The sequence below is a fragment of the Peribacillus simplex genome, assembly GCF_030123325.1.
Lineage (GTDB): Bacteria > Bacillota > Bacilli > Bacillales > DSM-1321 > Peribacillus > Peribacillus simplex_D.
The window spans coordinates 2,737,371-2,759,022 of sequence record NZ_CP126106.1; the positions used below are offsets into that span (position 1 = coordinate 2,737,371).

Genomic DNA, 21,652 nt, shown 5'->3' on the forward strand with positions numbered 1-21,652 from the left:
GGAACTATACATGGAAAAAAAGTACAACGACGACAGTTACGCATTACACACTGATCTATACCAAATCAATATGGCCCAAACTTATTGGCAGGACAAAACACATAACCGAAAGGCAGTTTTCGAAATATTTTTCAGAAAGCTTCCATTTAACAGCGGATATGCGATTTTTGCGGGACTTGAAAAAATTGTCCATTACCTTCAAAACTTTTCCTTCTCGGAAAGTGATATCGACTATTTAAAAAATGATCTGCACTATGATGAAGAATTTTTGAATTATTTGCGGAACATCCGTTTCACGGGAGAGATTCGCTGCATGAAAGAGGGAGAGCTCGTCTTCGGCAATGAACCGATTTTACGGGTGGAGGCACCGCTCGGTGAGGCTCAACTCATCGAAACTGCGCTGCTTAACATTGTGAACTATCACACACTCGTAGCAACAAAAGCTTCGCGCATCAAACAGGTCATCGGTGAAGAATCTGCCCTCGAATTCGGTTCAAGGCGGGCGCAAGAAATGGATGCTGCAATTTGGGGAGCGAGGGCGGCCTATATTGCTGGCTTTGATTCCACCAGTAATGTACGTGCTGGAAAGCTGTTCGGCATTCCTGTTTCAGGGACCCATGCACATTCCATGATCCAAGCTTATAAAGATGAATATACTGCTTTTCACAAATACGCTGTTTCCCATAAAGACTGTGTATTCTTGGTTGATACTTATGATACATTACGTTCTGGCATTCCGAATGCAATCCGTGTTGCCAAGGAACTGGGCGATAAAATCAATTTCATTGGCGTCCGTCTTGACAGCGGTGATTTAGCTTACTTATCAAAAGAAGCACGACGTATGCTTGATGCTGCAGGGTTCCATGATGCGAAGATTGTCGCTTCCAATGACTTGGATGAATATACGATCATCAACCTGAAACAACAAGGAGCAAGAATTGACATTTGGGGCATTGGAACCAAATTGATTACGGCTTATGACCAGCCAGCGCTCGGTGCCGTTTATAAAATGGTTTCAATAGAGGGCGAAGATGGGAATATGAGAGATACCATCAAAATTTCTTCTAACCCTGAAAAGGTTACGACACCTGGCTTAAAACGAGTATATCGTATCATCAATAAAGTGAACCATCATGCTGAAGGTGATTATTTGGCGATGGAATATGAGAAGCCGCAGGAACAGGAAAAATTAAAAATGTTTCATCCTGTCCATACCTTCCTAAGTAAATTCGTCACGGATTTCGATGCGGTTGATCTGCATGTGGATATTTTCAAGGATGGAAATTTGATTTATGAATTGCCAACCATAGATGAAATCAAGGCATTCACGCAAAAAAATCTCCAAGTATTATGGCCGGAGTACCTGCGTGCACTTAATCCTGAAGAATACCCGGTAGATCTAAGCCAGGATTGTTGGGATAATAAAATGAGGAATATAGATGAAGTTAAAGCTAATGTAGAAAGAATGCTAACGAAATGACAATCCTATTTTATTAGAAAGCGGGGCTTTGCCAATGCGTCCATTACAAAAAGAAATCGTAAAAAAATTACTTGTCCAACCAACGATCGATCCTGAAGTCGAGTTCAGGAAAAGTGTTGATCTACTAAAAGGGTATATGAAGAAAAATACGTTTCTGAAAAGCTTTGTACTTGGAATATCTGGAGGGCAAGATTCAACACTGGCGGGGTATATTGCCCAAACCGCTGTCAATGAATTGAATGAAGAAAAGACTGGCAGCGACTACAAGTTTGTTGCTGTAAGCTTGCCATATGGAGTACAGGCTGATGAAGATGACAGGCAGCTGGCTTTAAAATTCATCAAGCCAAGCCAAACGGTTACAGTCAACATCAAGGAAGCGGTGGATGCATCAGTAAAAGCTGTGGAAGAAGCAGTTTCTGAAAAGCTATCGAATTTCTTAAGGGGAAATGTTAAAGCACGTGAGCGAATGAAGGTACAATATGATTTAGCCGGACTTTATAAAGGCGTCGTGCTTGGTACGGACCATGCAGCAGAAGCGATCACAGGTTTCTTTACGAAACATGGTGATGGCGCAGCGGATATCCTTCCATTATACCGATTGAATAAAAGGCAAGGAAAAGAAATCCTGAAGTTCGTCGGGGCTCCCGAGCGTCTTTATACGAAAATACCAACGGCCGATTTGGAAGATGACAAACCGTTGCTTCCTGATGAAGTCGCTTTAGGCATTAGCTACGATGAAATCGATGATTACCTTGAAGGCAAGGAAATCAGAACGGAAGCTGCCGAAATCATCGAAGGTTGGTATACTAAAACCGAACATAAACGCAATGAAGCCATTAACGTTTATGATACTTGGTGGAAATAAGAAGCTGATAAGTTATCCCGCATCACATAGATGCGGGTTTTTTTGCAAGAACATAACGAGCACCTTGGCCAACACATCAGTATTGAAATTTTACCGGCAAAGGGGGAAACGAAATGTCGATTCTAAATATGGATTTATCCAGGATATGGAAAAAACGAGCAAGGAAATTAAATTCTCGGGTGTAATCGGTGTGAAAGCGGGAGATGACGTGATCCATAGCTCAGCACATGGCTATTCCAATCGAGCGGATGAAATCATGAATACGACCGAAACAAAGTTCGGAATTGCTTCCGGGTGTAAACTGTTTACGGCGATAGCCATTTGCCAGTTAATACAAAATGGGAAACTTAGGTTCGATTCTAAGCTTAAAGACTGTCTTCCGACCGAGTTTCCTGGTTTCAACCAAATTGTAACCATACATCACCTCTTAACACACACATCGGGCATTCCTGATTACTTTGATGAAGAAGTGATGGATGATTTTGAAGAGCTTTGGCAGAAAAATCCGATGTACCATATAAAAAGATTAAAAGATTTCCTGCCAATGTTTCAAGATGAGGTGATGATGTTCGAACCCGGGGAAAGATTTCATTACAATAATGCAGGCTATATTTTATTAGGATTGATTGTTGAGGAACTAACCGGGCTCGAATTTTCGGAATATATCGACAAGAACATCTTTCTGCCTTGTGAAATGAAAAATTCCGGTTATTTTTCCATGGACCAGCTTCCTAAAAATACTGCATTAGGGTACATTGACGAAGAAAATGGAGCATGGAGAACGAATGTTTATTCCCTTCCGATCAAAGGCGGTGCGGATGGAGGGGCGTATCTTACAACATCGGATATGTTCAGATTTTGGGAGGGGTTATTTTCCAATCAATTACTGAATCAAGCATATACCAATCTTTTATTGAAGCCCCATATTGCAACGGAAGATGAAGGTGGATACTACGGATATGGTCTATGGATTCGTAAAAAAGATGATGCGATTTTCAAATATCATCTTATGGGGCATGACCCGGGTGTAAGCTTCAATTCAGCGGTATATCCGGCAAATCGATTGAAAACCGTCATTACTTCAAATGAAAGCACGGGTCCATACCATATTGCTTGCGCGATTGAAAAAGAACTATAAACAAAGGGAACCTTTCTGCTTGTGAAGGGTTCCCTTTGTTTAGTCAATGTGAGTTCATTCATGGAGAACCTGTTTTTTAAGAAAGGGACGAATTCGCATCCATTGCAATATTGGTTCCAGAACTTCTGGAATTTCAAGGGAAGAAAACTTTACCTGTACCCGTATTCAAGAACTAAGCTTTAATGAAGCGGCACACCAATTTTTCATTTATTGTCTTTCGGAGATCTTTAAGTAGGTAGCTTTATTTAGGTTTCAAGGCTTTTCCAAACAAAGAATTTGTATATTTAAATATCTTGAAGTAGAGTATATTTAATATACTTTATTTTATCCGGTATTTTCCGATGGAGGTTCTTTTTACATTATGAAGGCAAGATATGAACTCGCGAACATGAACTTAACAGTAAGCAATGTGACTTTACGTAATGCTGCGGATAGCTATGTCCTCTTGAAAGCTGCAGATGATCAAAATAATGAAATCACGATCAAGCTTTCCCACGAACAAGCGGAATTTCTGGAAGCGGAATTAAGGGAAGTGAATCGCCGTCGCAAGGAAAATAGTCCTGATGTAACAGGAAATGACCAGGAACGCATTAATGACGACGATTCTTTTAATCTGTTTAGCATTGATTTATTCAATGAAAATGAATCGAAGTAATTCCCCGAATCAAATTTGCTTCTCTGTAACCTACCTTTCCAATAAAGATGATGCTACAGAGAGTTTATCATTCCCGCCAATGCAAAAATCCGAATTTCCAGTTATTGAAAGGCATTAGGAATGTTTTAAGCCAAGGTGACCTATCGTTACCTTTATTTTGATTGCTTGAATAAATTCTTCACCAATAGGAAAATGGATGAAAGTACAGCAAAAACCATGAAAAATACAATGAACCCCCATAGGCCTACCGCCGCATCTTGAAACTCCATATTCCCCCTGCTGGTAAGGGCTTGCTGTATTTCAATGGCAAATACTAAAACAACCATGACGGTAAAGGTATAAAGGAAAGAGAGGATCGTTATCCCAAAACGCATCCGGGAAATTAAATTAGATAAAAATAACACGAACAAAAATATGATGATACCGATGATTCCCATTATCCAAAAATGCAAATCTTTGTCCGTTGCATTTGAATTTAATGTGTCACTTACAAAGAATAGGATGAAATCGTGAAGATTATTGACGATTTCAGCTAATATCTGGATGATTTCTTTCAATTTTCACACCTCCAATCCTTAGATTATAGCAGGTTATAAATCTTTATAGAAGAGGGGGTTGCCAGACTGTCCTTCGATGGAAGTAATATGAAATCATAGACATGTTAAGAGAAGTATATTCCGGGTAACGTAAAAAAACATAAGGAAATGAATTGGAAGTCAGGACATGCAACGCCAGTTTAACTATGATTATAGTTAATAGATCAACCAAAATACATAAAAAAATAAAGTATAAGCGATTTTAGGGAAAGTATGTGTGTCTATTTCCAAAGTTTTAATGCCTTTAGCGATCTTAACCATAGTTTGTTGTTTGGATCGGTTTCTTTATTATAATGTTAGTAAAAAATATCTTTACTTAATGCTTTCATGGTTGGAGGGAAAAAGAATGAGTGATGTACATAATCATGTTTTAACGGTAATTGATTTTATGAAAACCGGTCACAAAACTTGCTTTGTGAAAGTCATCGGTTTTGATGGTGAATCCGGACAGGATTTTGAAGGCGAAGTTAAGTTTGTCGGTGACTTGCCTTTTGGAGATTTGATACATCCTGAGCGGTCACATCTATCTTCGACTTGCAGGGAGTTTGTTCGGGATGATTTGTTGCACAGATACAATTTAGGGCAGTTTGAATGAAGTGGGGCAATATTTAAGGGAATCCAATGAGATGACATTCTGTTCACTTGTTTAAAATTGGTAAAATACAGGGTATATAGAATATGGTATGTAGGAACTTTTTTATGCCAATCTTCTCTTTTAACTGACAAAATAGCATATTTCTCCCTATTTAACTCTCGGACTTTAATCCTTATAATGTTAAATAGGAAAATATGACATTTAGTGTAGGATTATACTGTTTTTGAGGTGAGTTTCATGGTTTATGCAGATATTTTGAGTAATATACACTCTGCTATCTCCAGTAAAAAAGCTGATTTGAATGTGAAAATTGAACGTTTAGAAAATGCGAAGAACGATATTATAAAAGAGCAGAGCATGTGTCTGAACGAGATTAGGAAAATAAAAGACCCTGAGCTAGGTGGCAGCTGGACAGGGAATCGCTCGGATCAATTTCAGGAAGCCCGTCATGATGCCTATAATGTGATGTTCAGTATCATTCATGACGATTATGACGATTACCAATGGAAAATCGAGGCAATGATTACAAAGCTGAATGCCGAAAATACTCTTCTGAGCATAGCGGGGAATATAGCCCAAGAGGCCGACTCCCTTTTGAGCAAAGGCGAAGAGGCATTTGAACAGCTGGAAAGTAAAATATCCGATTTAAAAAGGCGGTTGTTTTAATGACGACAATCAAACTGAATCATCCTGCCGTAACGAAGCAAGTCGATCAGGTGAAGACGGCACTTGGTACAGTCACGCTTGGAAATTTGCCGGCAGGCGAGCTTGGCAGCAATAAATTGGAATTCACCTCGAAATGGATCGACCGGGAAACGAACCTGGAAAAGGTCTTTGAGCAATATATCAAAATCGTCCAGAAAAATGTGGAAGATACCCGTGCCAACATTGACTTATTAAAAGAACAGGATGAAGCCATCGCCCATACGTCTTCACATGGGTATCCTACGCGATGAAAATATATGAAGCCAAGACATTGACGGCCGCAACCAAGTCGCGCGCCAAGCAATATGAAGAACTAAAGAAGGAAGTCACAGCCCTGAAAAAGGAATTTCAGGGCATCGTCGGCCTGGATAACGAGTTTCAAGGGGCCGGTGCCACTGCCATCAAAAGCTTCTATGAAGCGCAAATCGAGGTGGCGGACGCCTGGATGGAACTTTTTACGACCCAGATCAGTTTTTTGGAAGGCATTCCGGCAAGTCTGGAAGAGGCGGACCTTTCCGGAAATACGGTGGTCGAGGTTCCCTTTTTAGATGGCGAAGTCTCGAACGGCATCAACCAAGCGAAGTCGCTTGTCGATGAACAAGCAAACGATCTCCAAAGGATCCTCGACAGCATTGACGATATCCTGCCTCTTGATAGGTTCGACCAAAAAGACTTTAATGAAAAAATCACGCTGGCCGGCCAGAGGCTGGATGACACCGTGACAAAAGTCGAGAATGTCGACCGGCAATTGGTCGAGGAATATGATGTATCCGTCGGGCAGGAAAACGTGGCCGTTGGCCTCTTCCGCGCCTTGCTCGATGCCACCAAACAGGACGGCAACGTTTCGCCGATGACCTTCAATCAATCGGCCTTCAAGAAAAGTGATGTCTATCAAGTGAAGGATGAAGTCGCCGGTCAGATGAAAGACTATCAGACCTTCAAAAAGCAGCAAACCGAAGCCCGGAAAATCGAACAAGAAATGGAAGAACTCGAAAACCGCCCATGGTACGAAAAAGCCTGGGATACGACAAAAACCTTTACAGGCGAATTCACGGGATATTATGATTCAATCAGGGCCTCAACCGGAGTCGATCCAGTAACCGGCCGCAAGCTGTCCGATGCCGAAAGAATCGCCGCCGGCGCCATGGCCGCCGCTGGATTCATCCCCGTCGTCGGCTGGGCCGGACGGGCCATCAAAGGCGGCAGCGCCCTATACAAAACTGCCAAAGGACTTAACGCAGCGAACCATGCCCTCGATGCTTATAAAACGACAAAAGGCTTTAGCCTTCTCCAGAAAACCGAATACGGGATATACGGCCTCCTCGCAGCCAACGGCCTCGGAGAAGCCGTCACCGGCAAAGACATGTTCGGCAACCAGCTGACCGAGGAACAGCGCCAGAACGGGCTGTTGATGGCACTCGGAATCGGCGGTGTGGCTGGTGCGGCTAAGGTCGCTGATAAAGTGGCGAGTGGTACAAAGTTCGTCCCTTACAGCAAGGAATTTGCGCAAAAGCAGGTTCAGAAGGCAAAAGTATTCGGCCGGCAAATCGGCAATGTGGAAGTACCTCTTCGTATCAGAGTCGAAGAGTTAGCCACGGCGTATGGAAACAACTACAAGCATGTCACTTTTGATAAAACGGCTATTAAGGATATCGTACAGAAGTTTGCGGTGAAGAGTGATGGTGGTAAAGGTACAGGCAAAGTAGTGCTAGCAAAAGGATCGAATGAAATTACAAAAGTGGCGTATGGAAAGCACTATACAAGAGAACGAATGAAGAAAGTTTTAAAACCGAATATTGAATATACATCCCCTGGTGGTCATGTATATAAAACGGACGAAAAGGGTCGGATAACAAGTGTAGAAGGTTCTCTCGACTTAGGCAGTGGCAAACGAAACAATTATGCACAGCGGATTGCTGGAAGAGAAGACCGCTTGCCAGATGATCAAGGGGGCCACTTAATCGCCAGCATATTTAAAGGGTCTGGTCATTTAGACAACCTTGTTCCTATGAATGCAAACCTGAATATGGGAGAATGGAAAAAACTCGAAATATCTTGGGCAAAAGCTTTAGACAGTAATCCTCCTAAAACAGTTGAAGTGAAAATTACTCCAGTTTATAAAGGAGACTCGAAGCGGCCTGCTAGTTTTAGAATAAATTATAAGATTGATAATAGTCGTTGGGAGAGAAGAATTTTTGAAAATAGATCAGGAGGTAAGTAAGTATGAATGAAATTAAACTTAATAGTATTTATCAACAAATAGCTCAAACTATTAATGAAACTATACCAGAGGAATGGTCAAAGGTATTAATGTACGGTGAAATTGCTGAAGGTACCGGTACTGCATTCTTTTTTTATTATACTCCTAAAAGTGAAGTGCCTATTTATAGTCATGATATACCTGAAATATATAGTTTTAATGAAGAAGAATACGATAAATTATGGTATCAATTATTAGATGAATTAAAACTATTGTCAGATGAATTTAAAAATAATAATCAAGAACAATGGACCAATTTAACTTTCACTTTAGAAAGTACAGGGAAATTTAAAGTTGACTATGATTATGAAGATCTATCAGATGCAGATGATCATGAAAGAAGGGTTATTTGGGAATATACTCGTTTGGGCCTTTTACCTGAATCTGAATATGATAAGAGTATTTTAGAAGAATACCTTAAGAAAGAATGATGTAGGGCAAGAAAAGCCTGTTCGAATGACCTTAACGTAAAAGTTAAGGTCTTTTCATTGTTGAAATAGAATATGTATCATCTTAAGTTATATCGGTTACCTCAGAAAAAAGGCAGTCAGGGCAAAAAAAACTTTCTTTAGAAAATATATGGATTTACTTACCTCAGGTAAGGTGACTTAGGAAAAAGTAACCACAATGCAGAAGAATTCGCAAGACAGTTAAAAGACCAAGAAAAAGGGTTGAATGGTTTAACTATTGAAGAGTATTTAAAGAATAGAGAAAGATATATAGAAGAAGGAAGGGATTTAGAAGGGAATGCAGCTCAAAAGTCTGCAAGAGTAAAAGATTATTTAGATAAAGTTGATGTGTTAAGGGAGACAGGCTTATCTAGAAAAGAATCAGAAAAGCAGGCTACGGTATGGATTAATGAACAGGCTGCGTTACATAATCCAGATCAAATAGCTGGTTGCAATCCACTTGATATTGGTGGAATGGGAGATAAAAGGGTTAATTCATCCCTTGGTTCGCAATAGAGATATAGAATTGATGTTATAGATGAACAAATAAAATCTGTTGCAGCTAGTATGACGCAAGTGGATAAAAAGTCAATATACTTAAATGTGAAATTAATACAATGAAATAGAGGTGACTATAAAAATGTCAACTGCGATTTTTGATAACTTTAAATTATTTGAAAAAGCACAAGCAGAAACTATTAATAATTTTTATGGTTATATACCTGAACAAGTATTAGAAGTGTGGAATAAATATGGTTTTGGTAGTATATTAAATGGGTATTTAAATATCGTTAACCCAGAAGAGTATCAGGAACTATTAAAGGATGTATATGTAAGAAACGAGGATGCTCTAGTTTTGTTTACTACATCAATGGGAGATCTAGTTGTTTGGGAAGATAATAAATATTTAATTTCACTTAATTTTAGAAAGGGTGAAATTAAAGAGATATCGTCCGGTTTTAAATACTTCTTTCCTGATTTAGAGGATGAATCATTTTACCAAGAAATATTAGACTGGAATCCTTATCCTGAAGCAGTTGATAAATATGGAGAGCCAGATTTTGATGAATGCTTTGGTTATACACCTCTGCTTGGATTGGGTGGACCCGAGAAAGTGGAAAACTTGAAAAAGGTGAAACTTATTGAGCATATTTATCTGATTGCTCAATTCATGGGACCAATCGAATAAGGGAGAACCAATCAAGTTGAAAAGATTATAATTATGAAGATCTATCAGATTCAGATAATCACGAAAGAAGGGTTATTTGTTAATATACTTGCTTGTGTCTTTTACCTGAATCTGAATATGATAAGAATATTTTAGAAGAATACCTTAAGAATGAATATTGGAGGACAAGAAGAGTTTGTTCTTTTTGTATGACCTTAACGCAAAAGTTAAGGTCTTTTGTCTTTTCATTGTTGAAATATGAAAATGAATCATTTTACGTCATATCGGGCTCCTCCGATAATAGGCCGTAAGGACTTAAAATCATACAGATTTATTTACAGCAAGGAATTTGCGCAAAGGGAGGTTCAGAAGGCTCAAGCATTCGGCCGGCAAATCGGCAATGTGGAAGTAGCTCTTCGTATCAAGGTCGAAGAGTTAGCCACGGCGTATGGAAACAACTACAAGCATGTCATTTTTGAAAAAACGGCTATTAAGGATATCGTACAGAAGTTTGCGGTGAAGAAACTATCTACCGTAAATCAGGCAAAGGCTGACGATGCGATGATTGAAGCAGCTCGAAAACTCCCAGCATATACAAGAAGACCTAACCAACCAAGAAATTATAAGTATAAAGAACGTAATGAAGACGGAACTACACTGTACACTTTTATTTCAACCAAAAATGGAAAAGAATATCAAGTAATTTATGATAAAGATGGATTCCCAATTTTTCATTCGAAATTTGAAATTTACTTACCAGAAAAGTATTTTTTAGAAACAGATGCTGCACAATTTGAATATTTATCTAAAACCTTATCTGAAGAAGTTATAAGGAATCCAGAACTAGCTGAAAAGTTCTTTAAATAGGAGTGAATATAAGACTCTAGAGAATACATGGAAGAAGGCTTTAGTAGAGGGTAAAGAAGTAACCATTAAAGTAAAACCCATATATGAGGCACAATCAGCTAGACCAAGTGAGTTTAAAATCAACTATGTAATAGATGGTAAAAAATATTCAGATAGATTAACTAATTATTTAGGAGGTAAGTAGATGGAAACCAAAATAATGGAGCAGACATATCAACAAATTGCGAATACATTAATTAATATAATTCCAGAGGATTGGAAACAAATCTTTTTATACGCTGAATTTAGAGAAGGCTATAAAAAAGTTTTTTTCTATTATTACCCTGAAACTGGAGGGGAACCAGTATATAGTCTGAATATAACAGATTTATTTAATGTTGATGAGGAAGAGTTTGATGGGCTTGATGATGATTTGTATAATTGTTTTTCAAGATTGCGTGAAGAATTTAAGGAGCAAGAACAGGAATTATGGACAAACCTAACTTTCATTTTAGATAACACAGGAAAAATGAAAATAAATTATGGATATGAGGATATTTCAGAACTTAGCCCTGTAGAAAAACAAGATAAATGGGAAGCTGAATATCTAAAGTAAAACATTATATAGAATGAAACCCCTTGATTGGTTAAATACCTTTCAAGGTTTCTTTTTTTGGGGAGCTACCTAGTGCCGAATAAATAGTTTGGTACTAAGAGAGTAGAGATAACACTTATTAGTTATAAATAATGTTTGACAAAAATTTATCCTACATAAAAATCAACTTTAAAAACAGGTACCCTATTAAGCCCTATGGGTACCTCAGATAAAATGCCGTCAGGTCTAAAAAAGTGGTACAAAGTTCGTCCCTTACAGCAAGGAATTTGCGCAAAGGCAGGTTCAGAAGGCTCAAGATACAATAACAGACATAGCGAGATCAGGAAAAACCACGTTAAAAAATATAGGTGAAGAACTAAGTAAAAAAGAAATTCCTAAACGTATAAGTGTGGAACAAGTTTCCCTCGCAGGAGGACCAAACCTTCGCCAAGTTATGATGGAAAAGCAGACACTTAAGGAAGTCTATCAGAAATTTACGGTGAAGGATAGCAAAGTAGAGGGTGTTTCAGGGGAGAAGATTTCTAAGGGTACGGGTAATAGGGGGGCTGTAGTTCCACCTGCCTTTAGACAAACTGAATTTGCTAGTTCGTATGAAGCGAGGCTTAATCAGACACCTGCATTAGAGAATTCAAAGGTTGAATTTGAGGGAATAAGGGGTGAATCTAAGGGAATACTTAAGCCGCCACCAGACCGTCAATTAAAACAAATTTTAGATGAAGTTGGGATTGATGGCATCCAATATAAAAATGCTGTTCCTGATTTTTCACCGACAGCAAAAGCACAAGTTGAAATCAACTATATGCTTGGAGGAAAAGGAACTTATGGAGGGAAAGCCAGACGCGCTAATTTTGTTCAATCAGACCAAAAATTAGCTGATCAACTTAATAATTCACCTGAATTAGCAAGCCAATTTGGGATGGAGTCTGGTAAAATTAGTGCAAGAGATATAAAGAAATATCGAGAAAATAATAAATTAACATGGCATGAATTAAATGATGTTAAAACAATGCAACTTGTGCCAACAAAAATAAATAGTGAATTCGGACATCTGGGTGGTGTAGGAGAAATAAATGCAGGAGCTTTTATACCTGGAGGGTTTGCTAATAAACAAAAAGAGGAGATTTTAAAATGACTATAAACGACCCAATTTTTGGTGAACTTGAGTATGAGTATGGTTGGGCTAAGGATACCACTATTCATTTTTTTGGTAAAGAAACTGAGATATCTTTGATGATAGATGGTGAAGAAGATGGAAAGTTTGATGAAGAGCAGTATATGGCATATCAAGCATTAATGCAAAAATGGGAGGATTTACAGCTAAGTTTATTGCAATCAATTTTAGACTATTACAAACAAAAGCGACATGAACTAGGTTATGATATTGGATTAAATGAAAATTATCCATTAGTTGAAACAACTAATCAAATACTAGAAATGATAACTTTAGATGGAATTGTTGTTCCTTATGCGTATATTTTTGAGGGGCGAGATATTGGAATTACTTTTAATTGTACGTGGGATATAGAAAATGGATTAGGGCTTCGTCTATTAAATGAAAAAATAATTGAAGTAGGTTTCCAGGATGTTGCAATTTAAAATCGGCTGTTAAAAAGTAAAGACTCATGATGGTAGTACCATCAAAGAGTATTACGTGCAATGATAGAATAGAAAAAGAAGTATGAGCTTAGGTGATATGACATTTTAACTGGGCGATGAAATATAAAGACATTTATTGTATATTAAACTAACGAACTCGTACAAACTCGTAAGTTTTAACGTAGTAGTTGTCACGACATATGCCAAAGTTAAGGTCTTTTCATTGTTGATATGAATATCAGTTAGATTTAGATTTAACACTTGATTGCCTTTTAGGCACAGGTGCTTTTTGTTTTTCTAAGAAGAAATTCAAGTATAAAACACATTAAAGGAAACGATGGCTACGCTAATTTGGAAATCCCAGCTTATCCAAGCGACAAAGACCGAACAAGCCTTTTTCGAAGAAATGCTAAAAAAATTGGCTTATTATCTCATTCTTTCGTTAGTGCAAACCTTTGTGTCACATTTACATGATGATATTCTTCACCTTACCTAAAACGGCTTCTTCACTTTTTAATATAGCGAAATTGTTTATCAAAGATCATCCAACACAACCTTTAAAACTTACTGATGCAGCGAGTCATTTTCATATGTTTGGTCGGCACTTGTCTCGGATATTAGTCTTGGAATCAGGTGTAAGTTACTCAGAGTTTGTTCAGAATGAGAGAATACAGGGAGCTGCGACCATAATAAAAACAACAGATTTATCCATTAAAAATAATTCGGAAGAAAGCAGTACGTACCGTTTATTATTTTTTGAGCCACTAATGCCTGTATAAGCCTGTTTCGAAATGTAATGAACGTTATAAACCAGCTAACAAGATTAAAAATCCTTTTTTTAACTTTTTCTTATATTTCTTCCTTCCTGTATTATAGTTATACTTCCAAATTTGAGTTCAAATAAATATGACCTCTCTTTTAATATCTCATAATATAATTATGTAAACAGATAAGAACTGGAAAATTGGCAAAAGAGTTTAACTATTCTATTCCTGATCCTTTACCGGAATCAATAGCAACACCGTTAACAGTTGGAAATATGAAAATCGAAGCATACTTCCCCGGAGAAACCCAACATGGCTGCCAAAGTATAATTTCTAATTTGTTGACATGATTTTCTTGCTGGAACAAAAGAATTCAGGAATCATCGATGAAGCGAACATGGAAGCATGGCTAAATACGATGAAGAAAGAAATTAATATATGTATCTAAAGATGCGAAAAACGACATACAAATTGGGGAGATTTCAGTTTGCTTTAAATACATTGGAAATCATCCAGAATCATGGAAATGAATTAATTTGCATTCACTTCTAAACTTTTAGCAACTTGTCCACACCTTCCAACAGTCCATGCATATACAATAGTAAGGAGGGTGTTAGGATGGAGATAAATTGTTGTTATGAGGAAAAATGTTATGAGGAAAATGATCCCAGTACAGTATGGTTTCCTGGGAAACATTGTAAATGTAAATGCAAATGCAAAAAGGACAAGCGCCGTAACCATTAATCACTAAAAGAATGAAGCAACGTAAAAAGTTGTTCAACAGAGGCAGTCCTTGTGGCTGCCTTTTTTATTTGGACATGCAGTTGTAGATTAGGATGTATTAGTGCAAATATAAAGATGAAAAAACACTCAACCGTGATGACTGAATGATTATAAGCCAGTTTTTCTTAAGGTTGGAGGTTGAAAATACGAAACAAAACGAATAAAAATTAATCGAAAGCTGGTTGAGGTTTGGCGAAGTGTGCTGGAGGCTGGATGATTTTTGGAACTGACGCTGTGACTTTAGGAGATTATTTGCATCTGTTTTAGAGTATATGTTGCACGATAAGTAAATTTCATAAGAACAATTTTGTAGCTTTAAAATAAAGATCGGCCAAATGGAAAAACCCCATTTTGGATCGATTCAAAAATGGAGTTACTTTATTTCGCTAAGTATGAGCTTTTTATAAGTTGATTAAATGTCCCTCCTGTTTAAATGGAAGGATATTTTAATCGAGGTGTATCCTACATAAAATTATAGTCTAACCTTAACCTCAGTGCCGTCCTTAGCTTTGACATCCACTAGCACGATCCCTTTATAATTTTTCAGTTCCTTGACGATAGGCTTTAGCGTTTTTTTGTCTATTAGTGGAAAGGTAAAGTCCAGTTTTTTTCTTTCGAAGTGCTCTTTTGTCCATTTGTTTGCATTTTGCTGAAAAAATTTTGAAGACAAAATTGAAATAACGATGTTTAAAATAGCATATGGAATTGGGATGGAAAACCGAACGTCTTTTGCTTTCACTTTTACATGCATCATAAGCGAATCACTAATCAATGATGACCGAAACGGTATCCCCGTTTGCCGATTTAATATCAACAATTTGGCCATCCAATTCGTTTTCGATTGCTTCAATAATAAGGTTTATGTTTATATCTTTAACGTATTTTTCCGATTGAGGAATACTAGCTGCGATGCTGTGTCCAGCCATTAATACGACCTTGACGAGTTTTATGGGCAAATTGACCGTTACGTTATCATTTTGGGCTGATACAACACGAATTTTTAATGTTTTATCCAAATATTTAGTCGGTTTTTCAAAAAGCTTATTACCTGTTTCTTCTTTCTCTTTTAGTACTTGAATCAGTTCTGATCCCTTATCTGCATCAATCTTCCCTTCTTGAACCATTGTTAACACTCTTGTAATTTCCTCTTTCATGATAAATTCCTCCTTATTCCTCTTTTAAGAGCTTTATAGCTTCTTCTGGTGTGATTTCGCCATTTTCCAACATGGTGACAACTTTTTTCTCGTCTAATTCATTTTTCTTCTTCTGTACATATCCAAGGGATGAAATGATGTCTGTTAGCTTGCCTCGAACCGTTGGATACGAAATCCCCAGTTCCTTTTCAACTTCTTTGATATTCCCTCTGCATGTTAAAAATACTTCTACAAAATGAAGCTGATCATTTGATAAGGATGCCAGCTTAGATAATTCAAACTCATTTTCAATCGTAGTGTGACAATGAGAGCACTGCAACTTTGTAATTTTCAATGTTTCACTGCAGACAGGACAATTTGTGATTACTTTATAAGCCATAATGAAATTCCTTTCTTTTATTTGATTCGATTATATAACAAGGTATTGAAAATATAAATAATAATATTGAAAATTTTAACCAAAAAAATCAATAATATTAATTTATTATTTAATATTATTGATTATCTGTTTCCGTTATTCAGTCAAGTATTATATTTACCATAGTGTATAAATACATAATGAGCACGATTACATAGACTAAGAGATGCTGAATAATAATCCCTGGATATTTGATATTAATATTCCACCTAAGGATGATTCAGCAGTCGTAGAATTGATGTATTATTTAATGATAGAACTTGAAAATTACGTAGTCTATATTTTAGTTATTCCAGAATAGGGTGCTATTGTTGAATAAAACTTAGATTTTTAAAAGACTTTATTGTTATATTTTTTTAGGACAGTGAAGGATACTATATCGAAAATTGAACGACTATATTTTAACCCCGTCCTAAATCTAGAACGGGGTCTACTTAGCCTGTTTTTCCTGTATAATAATACTATATTTTACTTTCAGGAGGAATTATTTATGGACCAAGCCAGCAGTTTAATAGGGCTATTTGCAATCATACCGATTTTGTTTTATCTGGGACTTATTGTTTTAAGTGTTTATTTCATTATTAAGATAATAAAATTCATCAATGCAAAGACAAGATTAGATCAAGAAAGAAATGAAAAAGCTGGATGAATTGATAAAGGTTATTGGAAAAGGTAAAGATAAAGAAAATCAAAATAATCCTTTATAAAATAAAAGCACAATCCCATTAAGGGGTGTGCTTTTGTTTTTTACCAGAATTGTATGGATGATGAACCCAAACTAAATCAACATAAAAGGACGTTTTATTGTAACGTCAAGGTAGGTGTACAAGCATTCCCTAATAAGTACCATAACATATTAGGAGGTGATAAAAATTGGCAGTTAAATTAGAAACTTTATTGGATCGTTCGGAAAAGAATATGGGCAGCGGAATTCATCCAGTCGTAAAAGAATCAGCATTGGAAATGGTTAAACGGGCATACGAAGAAGGCATTTTTGTCCAAATCAGCGCAGGTTATCGGTCTATGGAAGATCAAGCAAAGCTATATGGTCAAGGTCGCCTAGGTTATATCTACGATGGTAAAAACTATAGTGATTTATCGAAACCGAGAGTGACCAATGCTATGCCAGGCCAATCTTACCATAACTATGGACTAGCCATTGATTACTTCATAGTCAGCGATAATGGAAAGAATGCCATATGGACTGTTGATGCAAAATGGAAACGTGTAGCGGCCATTGGTAAAACCTTGGGCTTTGCATGGGGCGGGGATTGGTCAAGCTTGAAAGATTATCCGCACTTGGATATGACGGGCGGACTAACTTATTCTCAGCTAAAAGCGGGAACAAAGCCTAGACTGATATCAAAAGTGAATGGAACCACGCCACCAGCAACACAAGTCGAATCGGATGTCATTATAAAAGATACGCCTGCAAAGGACAGCGGCAATCCGGCTATCAAGTCCATCCAAAGTACATTAAATAGCCGGTATAATGCAAAAATAGATGTTGATGGTTATTATGGTCCTAATACTAAAACAGCTTTGATAAAGGGTTTTCAAACCGAATTGAATAAACAATACGGTGCAAAGATCAATGTTGATGGAATATGGGGACCCCAAACAAAAGCGGCATCACCTAATGTTAGGGAAGGGGCGAAAGGGAATATCACCTATATCCTTCAAGCTGCACTTTATTTGGAAGGGCAAAATCCACATGGCATGGATGGCATCTTTGGAAGCGGAACGGAAATAGCGGTTAAGGCATTTCAAAGGGCCGAGGGGATACCTGCAGACGGTATTGCAGGTGAAAATACCTTTGCAAAACTATTTAAATAATATATGAGAATAAAACTATAATGCTTAAATGCAATTGGCTTAGGAAAAAAGCCCTAAAAATGAGGGCTTTTTTTGTTTGAATAAAAAATGGTTTTATAATGGCAGTTTTTTTAAAAGTAAATATCCCAATCGTTCAAGAAACGTAGTATAAGAAAAGTAAGAATACATACTGGGACAAGAAATGTGACCGCATTTACGATATGGAAGTACTTTAATGTGGAATGCTTTATACCCTTGACTTTAATCACTAAATAAAAGAATGATAAGGTTGCAATAATTGGGCATAGCAAACCAAGATCTGTTAAAATCCTTGAAATTGGATAGTTCATGGTACTAAGTCCAATAAGGAATGAAGCAAGGCAGATAATATTGATAACCGACAAAATGGTTGGTATTAATAATAAGTTCTTTTTTACTGTCTCCATCAATTTCACCTCCAGACTGATAATCCCACGCGATATTCTTATGATATCCACTGATCAGGTAGTAAGGCAAGGTTAAGGCTTTGTTAAAAGTAAAGGTTGATTTACTGAGTACAAAGAGAAAATATCCAAAAGTTGTCCTTTCACAAAAATGAATTGTAATATTTATCGAGCATTTATTCTCATTTTCGTTCACTTAAAATTGACTGAAATATAATAGTCTTTTTAATTTTCCAACACATTTAGACAATAAAGTTAAAGGTGGACATAACTTTATTGGAGGAAAAAGATGAAAAAAATATGGAAAAAGCCAATTTTGCCTATCGCCTCTATTAGTCTAGCGTCAGTGATGATTGTTAATGCGATTCCGGAAACTCCAGTTCAAGCAGAATTGAATGTTCAATCACAAGTGCAAATGAATAATCATGTGCTTCCGCTGGGAACGTCTAATTTGGATGAGCAAAGAACTTCCATGAATCCAGCACCAGGAGTGACGTACACCAAAATCAATCGTGGTGAAACATCTTCTAAAGACTATTTCACAGTGGATGTGGCATTTGCAGAAACACAGAAGCAGGCAAAGAAATTGTTGGGAAATTTAAAGAGGGACGGTTTCAAAAATGCTCGCATAATAAGGGAACCGGATCGGACCTTGGATGACAGGGGAAAAGGACCACTTGGATACATTGTTCGCATCGGCCAATATCAGCAGGAAGCGGATGCAGCCGAAATGAGAAACAAGTTATCGGAAAAGGGATATTCGGGTCTACGGACTGTGTATACGGGTGAAGACGGAGAGAAAACAACAGGACCATGGGTGGTGAACGTACTTGAAGTGGATAGGGATCGATTTCAAGGGCATGTGGTGCCAGAATTAGCAAATGATGCAGTGATAGGAAAAGAAACATTGACCCAAATGGCTGATAGAAATGATGCCATTGCAGGAGTTAATGCTGGATACTTTGTTGTTGGGGCCAAGGATGGAACACCAGGCGATCTTGCCGGTATATTCGCCAGCAAAGGTCAACTTGTCAGTGAAGCGATAAATGGCCGTTCAGCTCTGATTTTTTCTTCTGTTGAAGAGAAGGCAAACATCGCATCCGTTTCCACGTCAATTCAGGCTACTTCATCTGATGGTGCGGTTAGGGAAGTGGATGGATTAAATCGTAAGCCGGGATTAATCCGCAATTGTGGCGGTATTGGAGGAGATACGACAACAGAACGGCCGAAACACGATTTTACTTGTATGGATGAAAGTGAGCTTATTCAATATACATCCGTATTTGGAGAAAAGACAGAATCGGGCGACGGTGTGGAAGTGGTAATAAATCATGCCGGGGACGTGGAGGAAATTCGTAACCATCGTGGGGGAATAATTCCAAGCAGCGGTTCAGTTATTGCGGGAACGGGGGAAGCGGCAGAATGGCTTCGTGACCATGCCCGACAAGGGATGAAGATTCAGGTGAAGAGTGAAATCCTCGGGGATGGAAAGCCATTAAGATTAGACCAAACCACTAGCATGATTAACGGAGGTCCCCGTTTATTGGAAAAGGGAGAAATTTCCATTAATGCCGTAGAGGAAGGCTTTCACTGGGAAGAAGATCCTGGATTTTATTATCGATTTGGGGAACGTCGTAATCCTAGAACGCTTGCAGGAATAAAAGAGAATGGAAATCTATTATTTGTCACCATCGATGGACGCGCACCAGGATGGAGTGTGGGGGCTAATTTTGAAGAAAGTGCAAAAGTCATGAAGTCACTAGGAGCCGTAGATGCCATCAATCTTGACGGCGGCGGATCGACGACCATGACAGTTGGGGCTGACCGAGTCACAAGACCATCTGACGCAACAGGTGAACGCCCGATTGCCGACGGAATATTGTTAGTGAAATAATAAATGAACATGTAAAGGAGATAAAGAGTAACTTCTTCATATATTCAGAAGATTCCTTTAAGCGGTGATAGTGGTTTTAGTTCAAACCGGCCGTCACGAATAAACTAAAAAATCTCTTCAGATAGGTTTCTGAAGAGATTTTTTATAATGGGATCATCCGACCAAGATCACAAAGAATTAAGCTATTTATTGCTGTTTGAACTTGAGGCATAAAATAAGGCCAAAAGGTAATGTAATTTTGCGATCATTTAATATAAGGATTTTGAAATACTTTCAGCAGTTCTTAACAATAAAGAGATATGTTGTTCCATCGATTCTTTATTCCAGCGAAAGACTGGCCCGGAAATGGAAATAGCTCCAATGACTTTCCCTTTAGCACCGAATACTGGGGCTGATAATGCAGCTACATTCTTCGTGATTTCTTCCTCATTAATAGAGTAATGAGTATTTACAATAATATCCAATTGTTGTTGAAGCATTTTTCTTTCTTCCTCTGGAAGGAGGTTTAATACTTGTGCCTGTAGGCCTTCGCTAAGAAATGCCAAAATTACTCGTCCGCTTGAGCCAAGTTGTAGCGGAATCCTATTACCAACCCCTGCTCTTCTGCTTATTTCCTGATTACTTACATGTTCAATTACACACATCCTAATCATGTTTGTTAACATATAAAACCCTACAGTTTCCTGTGTCTCGTCTCTTAATTTAATTAGTTGTGGATCGATTATTGAGACAAAAGGTACATCGGTGATTATTTTATTTGCATAATCAATAAACACCGTACCAAGTGAATATTTTTTGGAATCTGCATCTTGGAATACCAAACCGTCCATTTTCAAAGTAGTAAGCAGACGATGAGTGATAGGGGGAGAAATGTTAAGTTTTTCGCTAATATTTTTAATTCCTTGTGGACCGGTTGTTTCATTTAAATAATTGATGATTTTGATTGCACGCTGCACTGTAGAAGAAATCTTAGTGTTCATAAATAAATCCTCCAAAAAAATCCCAAATTAATTTAATTATTAAAAATATTATATCATAGTAAGATAAGGGGCCAATTAGTAGCTAGAATAGTTTCTGTTATCATTATTATGAATTGAAAGGGGTGATTCAAAAAGTTCCCCAAAAGTGAACTTTATGGATCATCCCATCTTTTTTTAAAATTATATTTATATAAATTTTGGAGGAGAAAAAGTCAATTTTTCTGCAAGTTGAGGTCTTAAGTAATAAATTGACTTTTCTGAAAACTAACTTTATATTCATAATATAGGAATTGTGATTCCTTTATTATGAATAATAATTTCGTGAAATGAGGAAAGGAAGTGAAATAGTAACCTGGAAAACGAATGACTTTTACAGATCCTGATTTGGTAAACCGTATAAAAAAGTAAAAGGGGGGATAACAGAAAAATTCT

Annotated in this window: 24 protein-coding genes and 1 pseudogene; 19 read left to right on the forward strand and 6 right to left on the reverse strand. The window is 37.5% G+C overall.

Annotated elements, in window-relative coordinates:
- The first annotated feature begins 10 nt into the window (after nucleotides 1–10).
- The 4 genes from QNH43_RS12945 to QNH43_RS12960 all read left to right on the forward strand — a co-directional run bounded on the left by QNH43_RS12945 (nucleotide 11) and on the right by QNH43_RS12960 (nucleotide 4,138).
- On the forward strand, nucleotides 11–1,480 hold the full coding sequence (locus tag QNH43_RS12945; RefSeq protein WP_283918145.1) for a nicotinate phosphoribosyltransferase: 1,470 nt from the start codon (nucleotides 11–13) through the stop codon (nucleotides 1,478–1,480).
- A 34-nt stretch (nucleotides 1,481–1,514) separates the two neighbouring features.
- The gene (gene nadE, locus QNH43_RS12950; protein WP_283918146.1) at nucleotides 1,515–2,345 is read left to right on the forward strand and encodes an NAD(+) synthase; all 831 of its coding nucleotides are present in this window, start codon (nucleotides 1,515–1,517) and stop codon (nucleotides 2,343–2,345) included.
- Nucleotides 2,346–2,490: 145 nt separating this feature from the next.
- A complete protein-coding gene (locus QNH43_RS12955) occupies nucleotides 2,491–3,483 on the forward strand; it encodes a serine hydrolase domain-containing protein (protein ID WP_283918147.1) in 993 nt (330 codons plus the stop codon).
- Nucleotides 3,484–3,844: 361 nt separating this feature from the next.
- Nucleotides 3,845–4,138 carry a hypothetical protein gene (locus tag QNH43_RS12960; protein WP_283918148.1) on the forward strand — a complete coding sequence of 98 codons (294 nt, stop codon included), beginning with the start codon at nucleotides 3,845–3,847 and terminating at the stop codon, nucleotides 4,136–4,138.
- A gap of 152 nt (nucleotides 4,139–4,290) precedes the next feature.
- Here QNH43_RS12960 and QNH43_RS12965 read toward each other — a convergent pair whose 3' ends face one another.
- Complete coding sequence (locus QNH43_RS12965) at nucleotides 4,291–4,695, reverse strand: hypothetical protein (protein ID WP_076371219.1); 405 nt, start codon at nucleotides 4,693–4,695, stop codon at nucleotides 4,291–4,293.
- Nucleotides 4,696–5,080: 385 nt separating this feature from the next.
- Here QNH43_RS12965 and QNH43_RS12970 point away from each other — a divergent pair, with 385 nt between their 5' ends.
- The 12 genes and pseudogenes from QNH43_RS12970 (at nucleotide 5,081) to QNH43_RS13025 (ending at nucleotide 12,969) form a co-directional block, all read left to right on the forward strand.
- Nucleotides 5,081–5,329, forward strand: coding sequence for a hypothetical protein (locus QNH43_RS12970; protein ID WP_076371217.1), 249 nt, complete (start codon nucleotides 5,081–5,083; stop codon nucleotides 5,327–5,329).
- A gap of 237 nt (nucleotides 5,330–5,566) precedes the next feature.
- Entirely contained in the window at nucleotides 5,567–5,995 is a 429-nt protein-coding gene (locus QNH43_RS12975) for a YwqH-like family protein (RefSeq protein ID WP_098373750.1), read from the forward strand.
- On the forward strand, nucleotides 5,995–6,285 hold the full coding sequence (locus tag QNH43_RS12980) for a YwqI/YxiC family protein (RefSeq protein WP_098370402.1): 291 nt from the start codon (nucleotides 5,995–5,997) through the stop codon (nucleotides 6,283–6,285). The genes QNH43_RS12975 and QNH43_RS12980 overlap by 1 nt, the downstream gene beginning before the upstream one ends.
- Complete coding sequence (locus QNH43_RS12985; RefSeq protein ID WP_283918149.1) at nucleotides 6,282–8,255, forward strand: DNA/RNA non-specific endonuclease; 1,974 nt, start codon at nucleotides 6,282–6,284, stop codon at nucleotides 8,253–8,255. Before QNH43_RS12980 ends, QNH43_RS12985 begins: the two co-directional genes overlap by 4 nt.
- A gap of 2 nt (nucleotides 8,256–8,257) precedes the next feature.
- Nucleotides 8,258–8,725: an antitoxin YezG family protein gene (locus tag QNH43_RS12990; protein WP_283918150.1), complete on the forward strand. Its 468-nt coding sequence runs from the start codon at nucleotides 8,258–8,260 to the stop codon at nucleotides 8,723–8,725.
- 204 nt (nucleotides 8,726–8,929) lie between these two features.
- A pseudogene (locus QNH43_RS12995) lies at nucleotides 8,930–9,259 on the forward strand (polymorphic toxin type 15 domain-containing protein); the annotation flags it as partial.
- A gap of 124 nt (nucleotides 9,260–9,383) precedes the next feature.
- Nucleotides 9,384–9,932 (forward strand): T6SS immunity protein Tdi1 domain-containing protein, encoded by a 549-nt coding sequence (locus tag QNH43_RS13000; protein WP_283918151.1) that lies wholly within the window; start codon nucleotides 9,384–9,386, stop codon nucleotides 9,930–9,932.
- A gap of 237 nt (nucleotides 9,933–10,169) precedes the next feature.
- Nucleotides 10,170–10,778: an HNH endonuclease gene (locus QNH43_RS13005; RefSeq protein WP_283918152.1), complete on the forward strand. Its 609-nt coding sequence runs from the start codon at nucleotides 10,170–10,172 to the stop codon at nucleotides 10,776–10,778.
- The gene (locus tag QNH43_RS13010) at nucleotides 10,759–10,962 is read left to right on the forward strand and encodes a DNA/RNA non-specific endonuclease (protein ID WP_283918354.1); all 204 of its coding nucleotides are present in this window, start codon (nucleotides 10,759–10,761) and stop codon (nucleotides 10,960–10,962) included. The genes QNH43_RS13005 and QNH43_RS13010 overlap by 20 nt, the downstream gene beginning before the upstream one ends.
- Nucleotides 10,963–11,373 carry an immunity protein YezG family protein gene (locus QNH43_RS13015; RefSeq protein WP_283918153.1) on the forward strand — a complete coding sequence of 137 codons (411 nt, stop codon included), beginning with the start codon at nucleotides 10,963–10,965 and terminating at the stop codon, nucleotides 11,371–11,373.
- 388 nt (nucleotides 11,374–11,761) lie between these two features.
- Entirely contained in the window at nucleotides 11,762–12,505 is a 744-nt protein-coding gene (locus QNH43_RS13020) for an HNH endonuclease (protein ID WP_283918154.1), read from the forward strand.
- Nucleotides 12,502–12,969, forward strand: coding sequence for a DUF6985 domain-containing protein (locus QNH43_RS13025; RefSeq protein WP_283918155.1), 468 nt, complete (start codon nucleotides 12,502–12,504; stop codon nucleotides 12,967–12,969). Before QNH43_RS13020 ends, QNH43_RS13025 begins: the two co-directional genes overlap by 4 nt.
- Nucleotides 12,970–14,988: 2,019 nt before the next feature.
- On the opposite strand, the gene QNH43_RS13030 is transcribed toward QNH43_RS13025, so the two are convergent.
- From QNH43_RS13030 to QNH43_RS13040, 3 genes are read right to left on the reverse strand one after another with little or no spacing between them, the layout of a single operon-like run.
- Nucleotides 14,989–15,270, reverse strand: coding sequence for a hypothetical protein (locus QNH43_RS13030; protein WP_283918156.1), 282 nt, complete (start codon nucleotides 15,268–15,270; stop codon nucleotides 14,989–14,991).
- A 10-nt stretch (nucleotides 15,271–15,280) separates the two neighbouring features.
- On the reverse strand, nucleotides 15,281–15,670 hold the full coding sequence (locus QNH43_RS13035; RefSeq protein ID WP_283918157.1) for an SHOCT-like domain-containing protein: 390 nt from the start codon (nucleotides 15,668–15,670) through the stop codon (nucleotides 15,281–15,283).
- A 13-nt stretch (nucleotides 15,671–15,683) separates the two neighbouring features.
- The gene (locus tag QNH43_RS13040) at nucleotides 15,684–16,049 is read right to left on the reverse strand and encodes a DUF2089 domain-containing protein (protein ID WP_283918158.1); all 366 of its coding nucleotides are present in this window, start codon (nucleotides 16,047–16,049) and stop codon (nucleotides 15,684–15,686) included.
- 529 nt (nucleotides 16,050–16,578) lie between these two features.
- Between QNH43_RS13040 and QNH43_RS13045 the strand changes: the two genes are divergently transcribed.
- Both QNH43_RS13045 and QNH43_RS13050 read left to right on the forward strand, forming a co-directional pair.
- Nucleotides 16,579–16,737: a hypothetical protein gene (locus QNH43_RS13045; RefSeq protein ID WP_283918159.1), complete on the forward strand. Its 159-nt coding sequence runs from the start codon at nucleotides 16,579–16,581 to the stop codon at nucleotides 16,735–16,737.
- 224 nt (nucleotides 16,738–16,961) lie between these two features.
- Nucleotides 16,962–17,924 carry a peptidoglycan-binding protein gene (locus QNH43_RS13050; RefSeq protein ID WP_283918160.1) on the forward strand — a complete coding sequence of 321 codons (963 nt, stop codon included), beginning with the start codon at nucleotides 16,962–16,964 and terminating at the stop codon, nucleotides 17,922–17,924.
- A 110-nt stretch (nucleotides 17,925–18,034) separates the two neighbouring features.
- On the opposite strand, the gene QNH43_RS13055 is transcribed toward QNH43_RS13050, so the two are convergent.
- On the reverse strand, nucleotides 18,035–18,349 hold the full coding sequence (locus QNH43_RS13055) for a hypothetical protein (RefSeq protein WP_283918161.1): 315 nt from the start codon (nucleotides 18,347–18,349) through the stop codon (nucleotides 18,035–18,037).
- A 286-nt stretch (nucleotides 18,350–18,635) separates the two neighbouring features.
- Here QNH43_RS13055 and QNH43_RS13060 point away from each other — a divergent pair, with 286 nt between their 5' ends.
- Nucleotides 18,636–20,240, forward strand: coding sequence for a phosphodiester glycosidase family protein (locus tag QNH43_RS13060; RefSeq protein WP_283918162.1), 1,605 nt, complete (start codon nucleotides 18,636–18,638; stop codon nucleotides 20,238–20,240).
- Between the two features lie 248 nt (nucleotides 20,241–20,488).
- Here the strand turns inward: QNH43_RS13060 and QNH43_RS13065 are convergent, their stop codons facing one another.
- On the reverse strand, nucleotides 20,489–21,220 hold the full coding sequence (locus QNH43_RS13065; RefSeq protein ID WP_283918163.1) for an IclR family transcriptional regulator: 732 nt from the start codon (nucleotides 21,218–21,220) through the stop codon (nucleotides 20,489–20,491).
- Between the last annotated feature and the right edge of the window lie 432 nt (nucleotides 21,221–21,652).

Bases quoted from the DNA above. Each gene is read 5' to 3' on its own strand.
- QNH43_RS13035 (WP_283918157.1), bottom strand. From the start codon at position 15,670: ATGAAAGAGGAAATTACAAGAGTGTTAACAATGGTTCAAGAAGGGAAG.
- QNH43_RS13015 (WP_283918153.1), top strand. From the start codon at position 10,963: ATGGAAACCAAAATAATGGAGCAGACATATCAACAAATTGCGAATACA.
- QNH43_RS13005 (WP_283918152.1), top strand. From the start codon at position 10,170: ATGAAAATGAATCATTTTACGTCATATCGGGCTCCTCCGATAATAGGC.
- QNH43_RS12985 (WP_283918149.1), top strand. From the start codon at position 6,282: ATGAAAATATATGAAGCCAAGACATTGACGGCCGCAACCAAGTCGCGC.
- QNH43_RS12980 (WP_098370402.1), top strand. From the start codon at position 5,995: ATGACGACAATCAAACTGAATCATCCTGCCGTAACGAAGCAAGTCGAT.
- QNH43_RS12975 (WP_098373750.1), top strand. From the start codon at position 5,567: ATGGTTTATGCAGATATTTTGAGTAATATACACTCTGCTATCTCCAGT.
- nadE (WP_283918146.1), top strand. From the start codon at position 1,515: ATGCGTCCATTACAAAAAGAAATCGTAAAAAAATTACTTGTCCAACCA.
- QNH43_RS13045 (WP_283918159.1), top strand. From the start codon at position 16,579: ATGGACCAAGCCAGCAGTTTAATAGGGCTATTTGCAATCATACCGATT.
- QNH43_RS12955 (WP_283918147.1), top strand. From the start codon at position 2,491: ATGGAAAAAACGAGCAAGGAAATTAAATTCTCGGGTGTAATCGGTGTG.
- QNH43_RS12960 (WP_283918148.1), top strand. From the start codon at position 3,845: ATGAAGGCAAGATATGAACTCGCGAACATGAACTTAACAGTAAGCAAT.
- QNH43_RS12970 (WP_076371217.1), top strand. From the start codon at position 5,081: ATGAGTGATGTACATAATCATGTTTTAACGGTAATTGATTTTATGAAA.
- QNH43_RS13060 (WP_283918162.1), top strand. From the start codon at position 18,636: ATGAAAAAAATATGGAAAAAGCCAATTTTGCCTATCGCCTCTATTAGT.
- QNH43_RS13030 (WP_283918156.1), bottom strand. From the start codon at position 15,270: ATGATGCATGTAAAAGTGAAAGCAAAAGACGTTCGGTTTTCCATCCCA.
- QNH43_RS12945 (WP_283918145.1), top strand. From the start codon at position 11: ATGGAAAAAAAGTACAACGACGACAGTTACGCATTACACACTGATCTA.
- QNH43_RS13065 (WP_283918163.1), bottom strand. From the start codon at position 21,220: ATGAACACTAAGATTTCTTCTACAGTGCAGCGTGCAATCAAAATCATC.
- QNH43_RS13040 (WP_283918158.1), bottom strand. From the start codon at position 16,049: ATGGCTTATAAAGTAATCACAAATTGTCCTGTCTGCAGTGAAACATTG.
- QNH43_RS13000 (WP_283918151.1), top strand. From the start codon at position 9,384: ATGTCAACTGCGATTTTTGATAACTTTAAATTATTTGAAAAAGCACAA.
- QNH43_RS12990 (WP_283918150.1), top strand. From the start codon at position 8,258: ATGAATGAAATTAAACTTAATAGTATTTATCAACAAATAGCTCAAACT.
- QNH43_RS13025 (WP_283918155.1), top strand. From the start codon at position 12,502: ATGACTATAAACGACCCAATTTTTGGTGAACTTGAGTATGAGTATGGT.
- QNH43_RS13055 (WP_283918161.1), bottom strand. From the start codon at position 18,349: ATGGAGACAGTAAAAAAGAACTTATTATTAATACCAACCATTTTGTCG.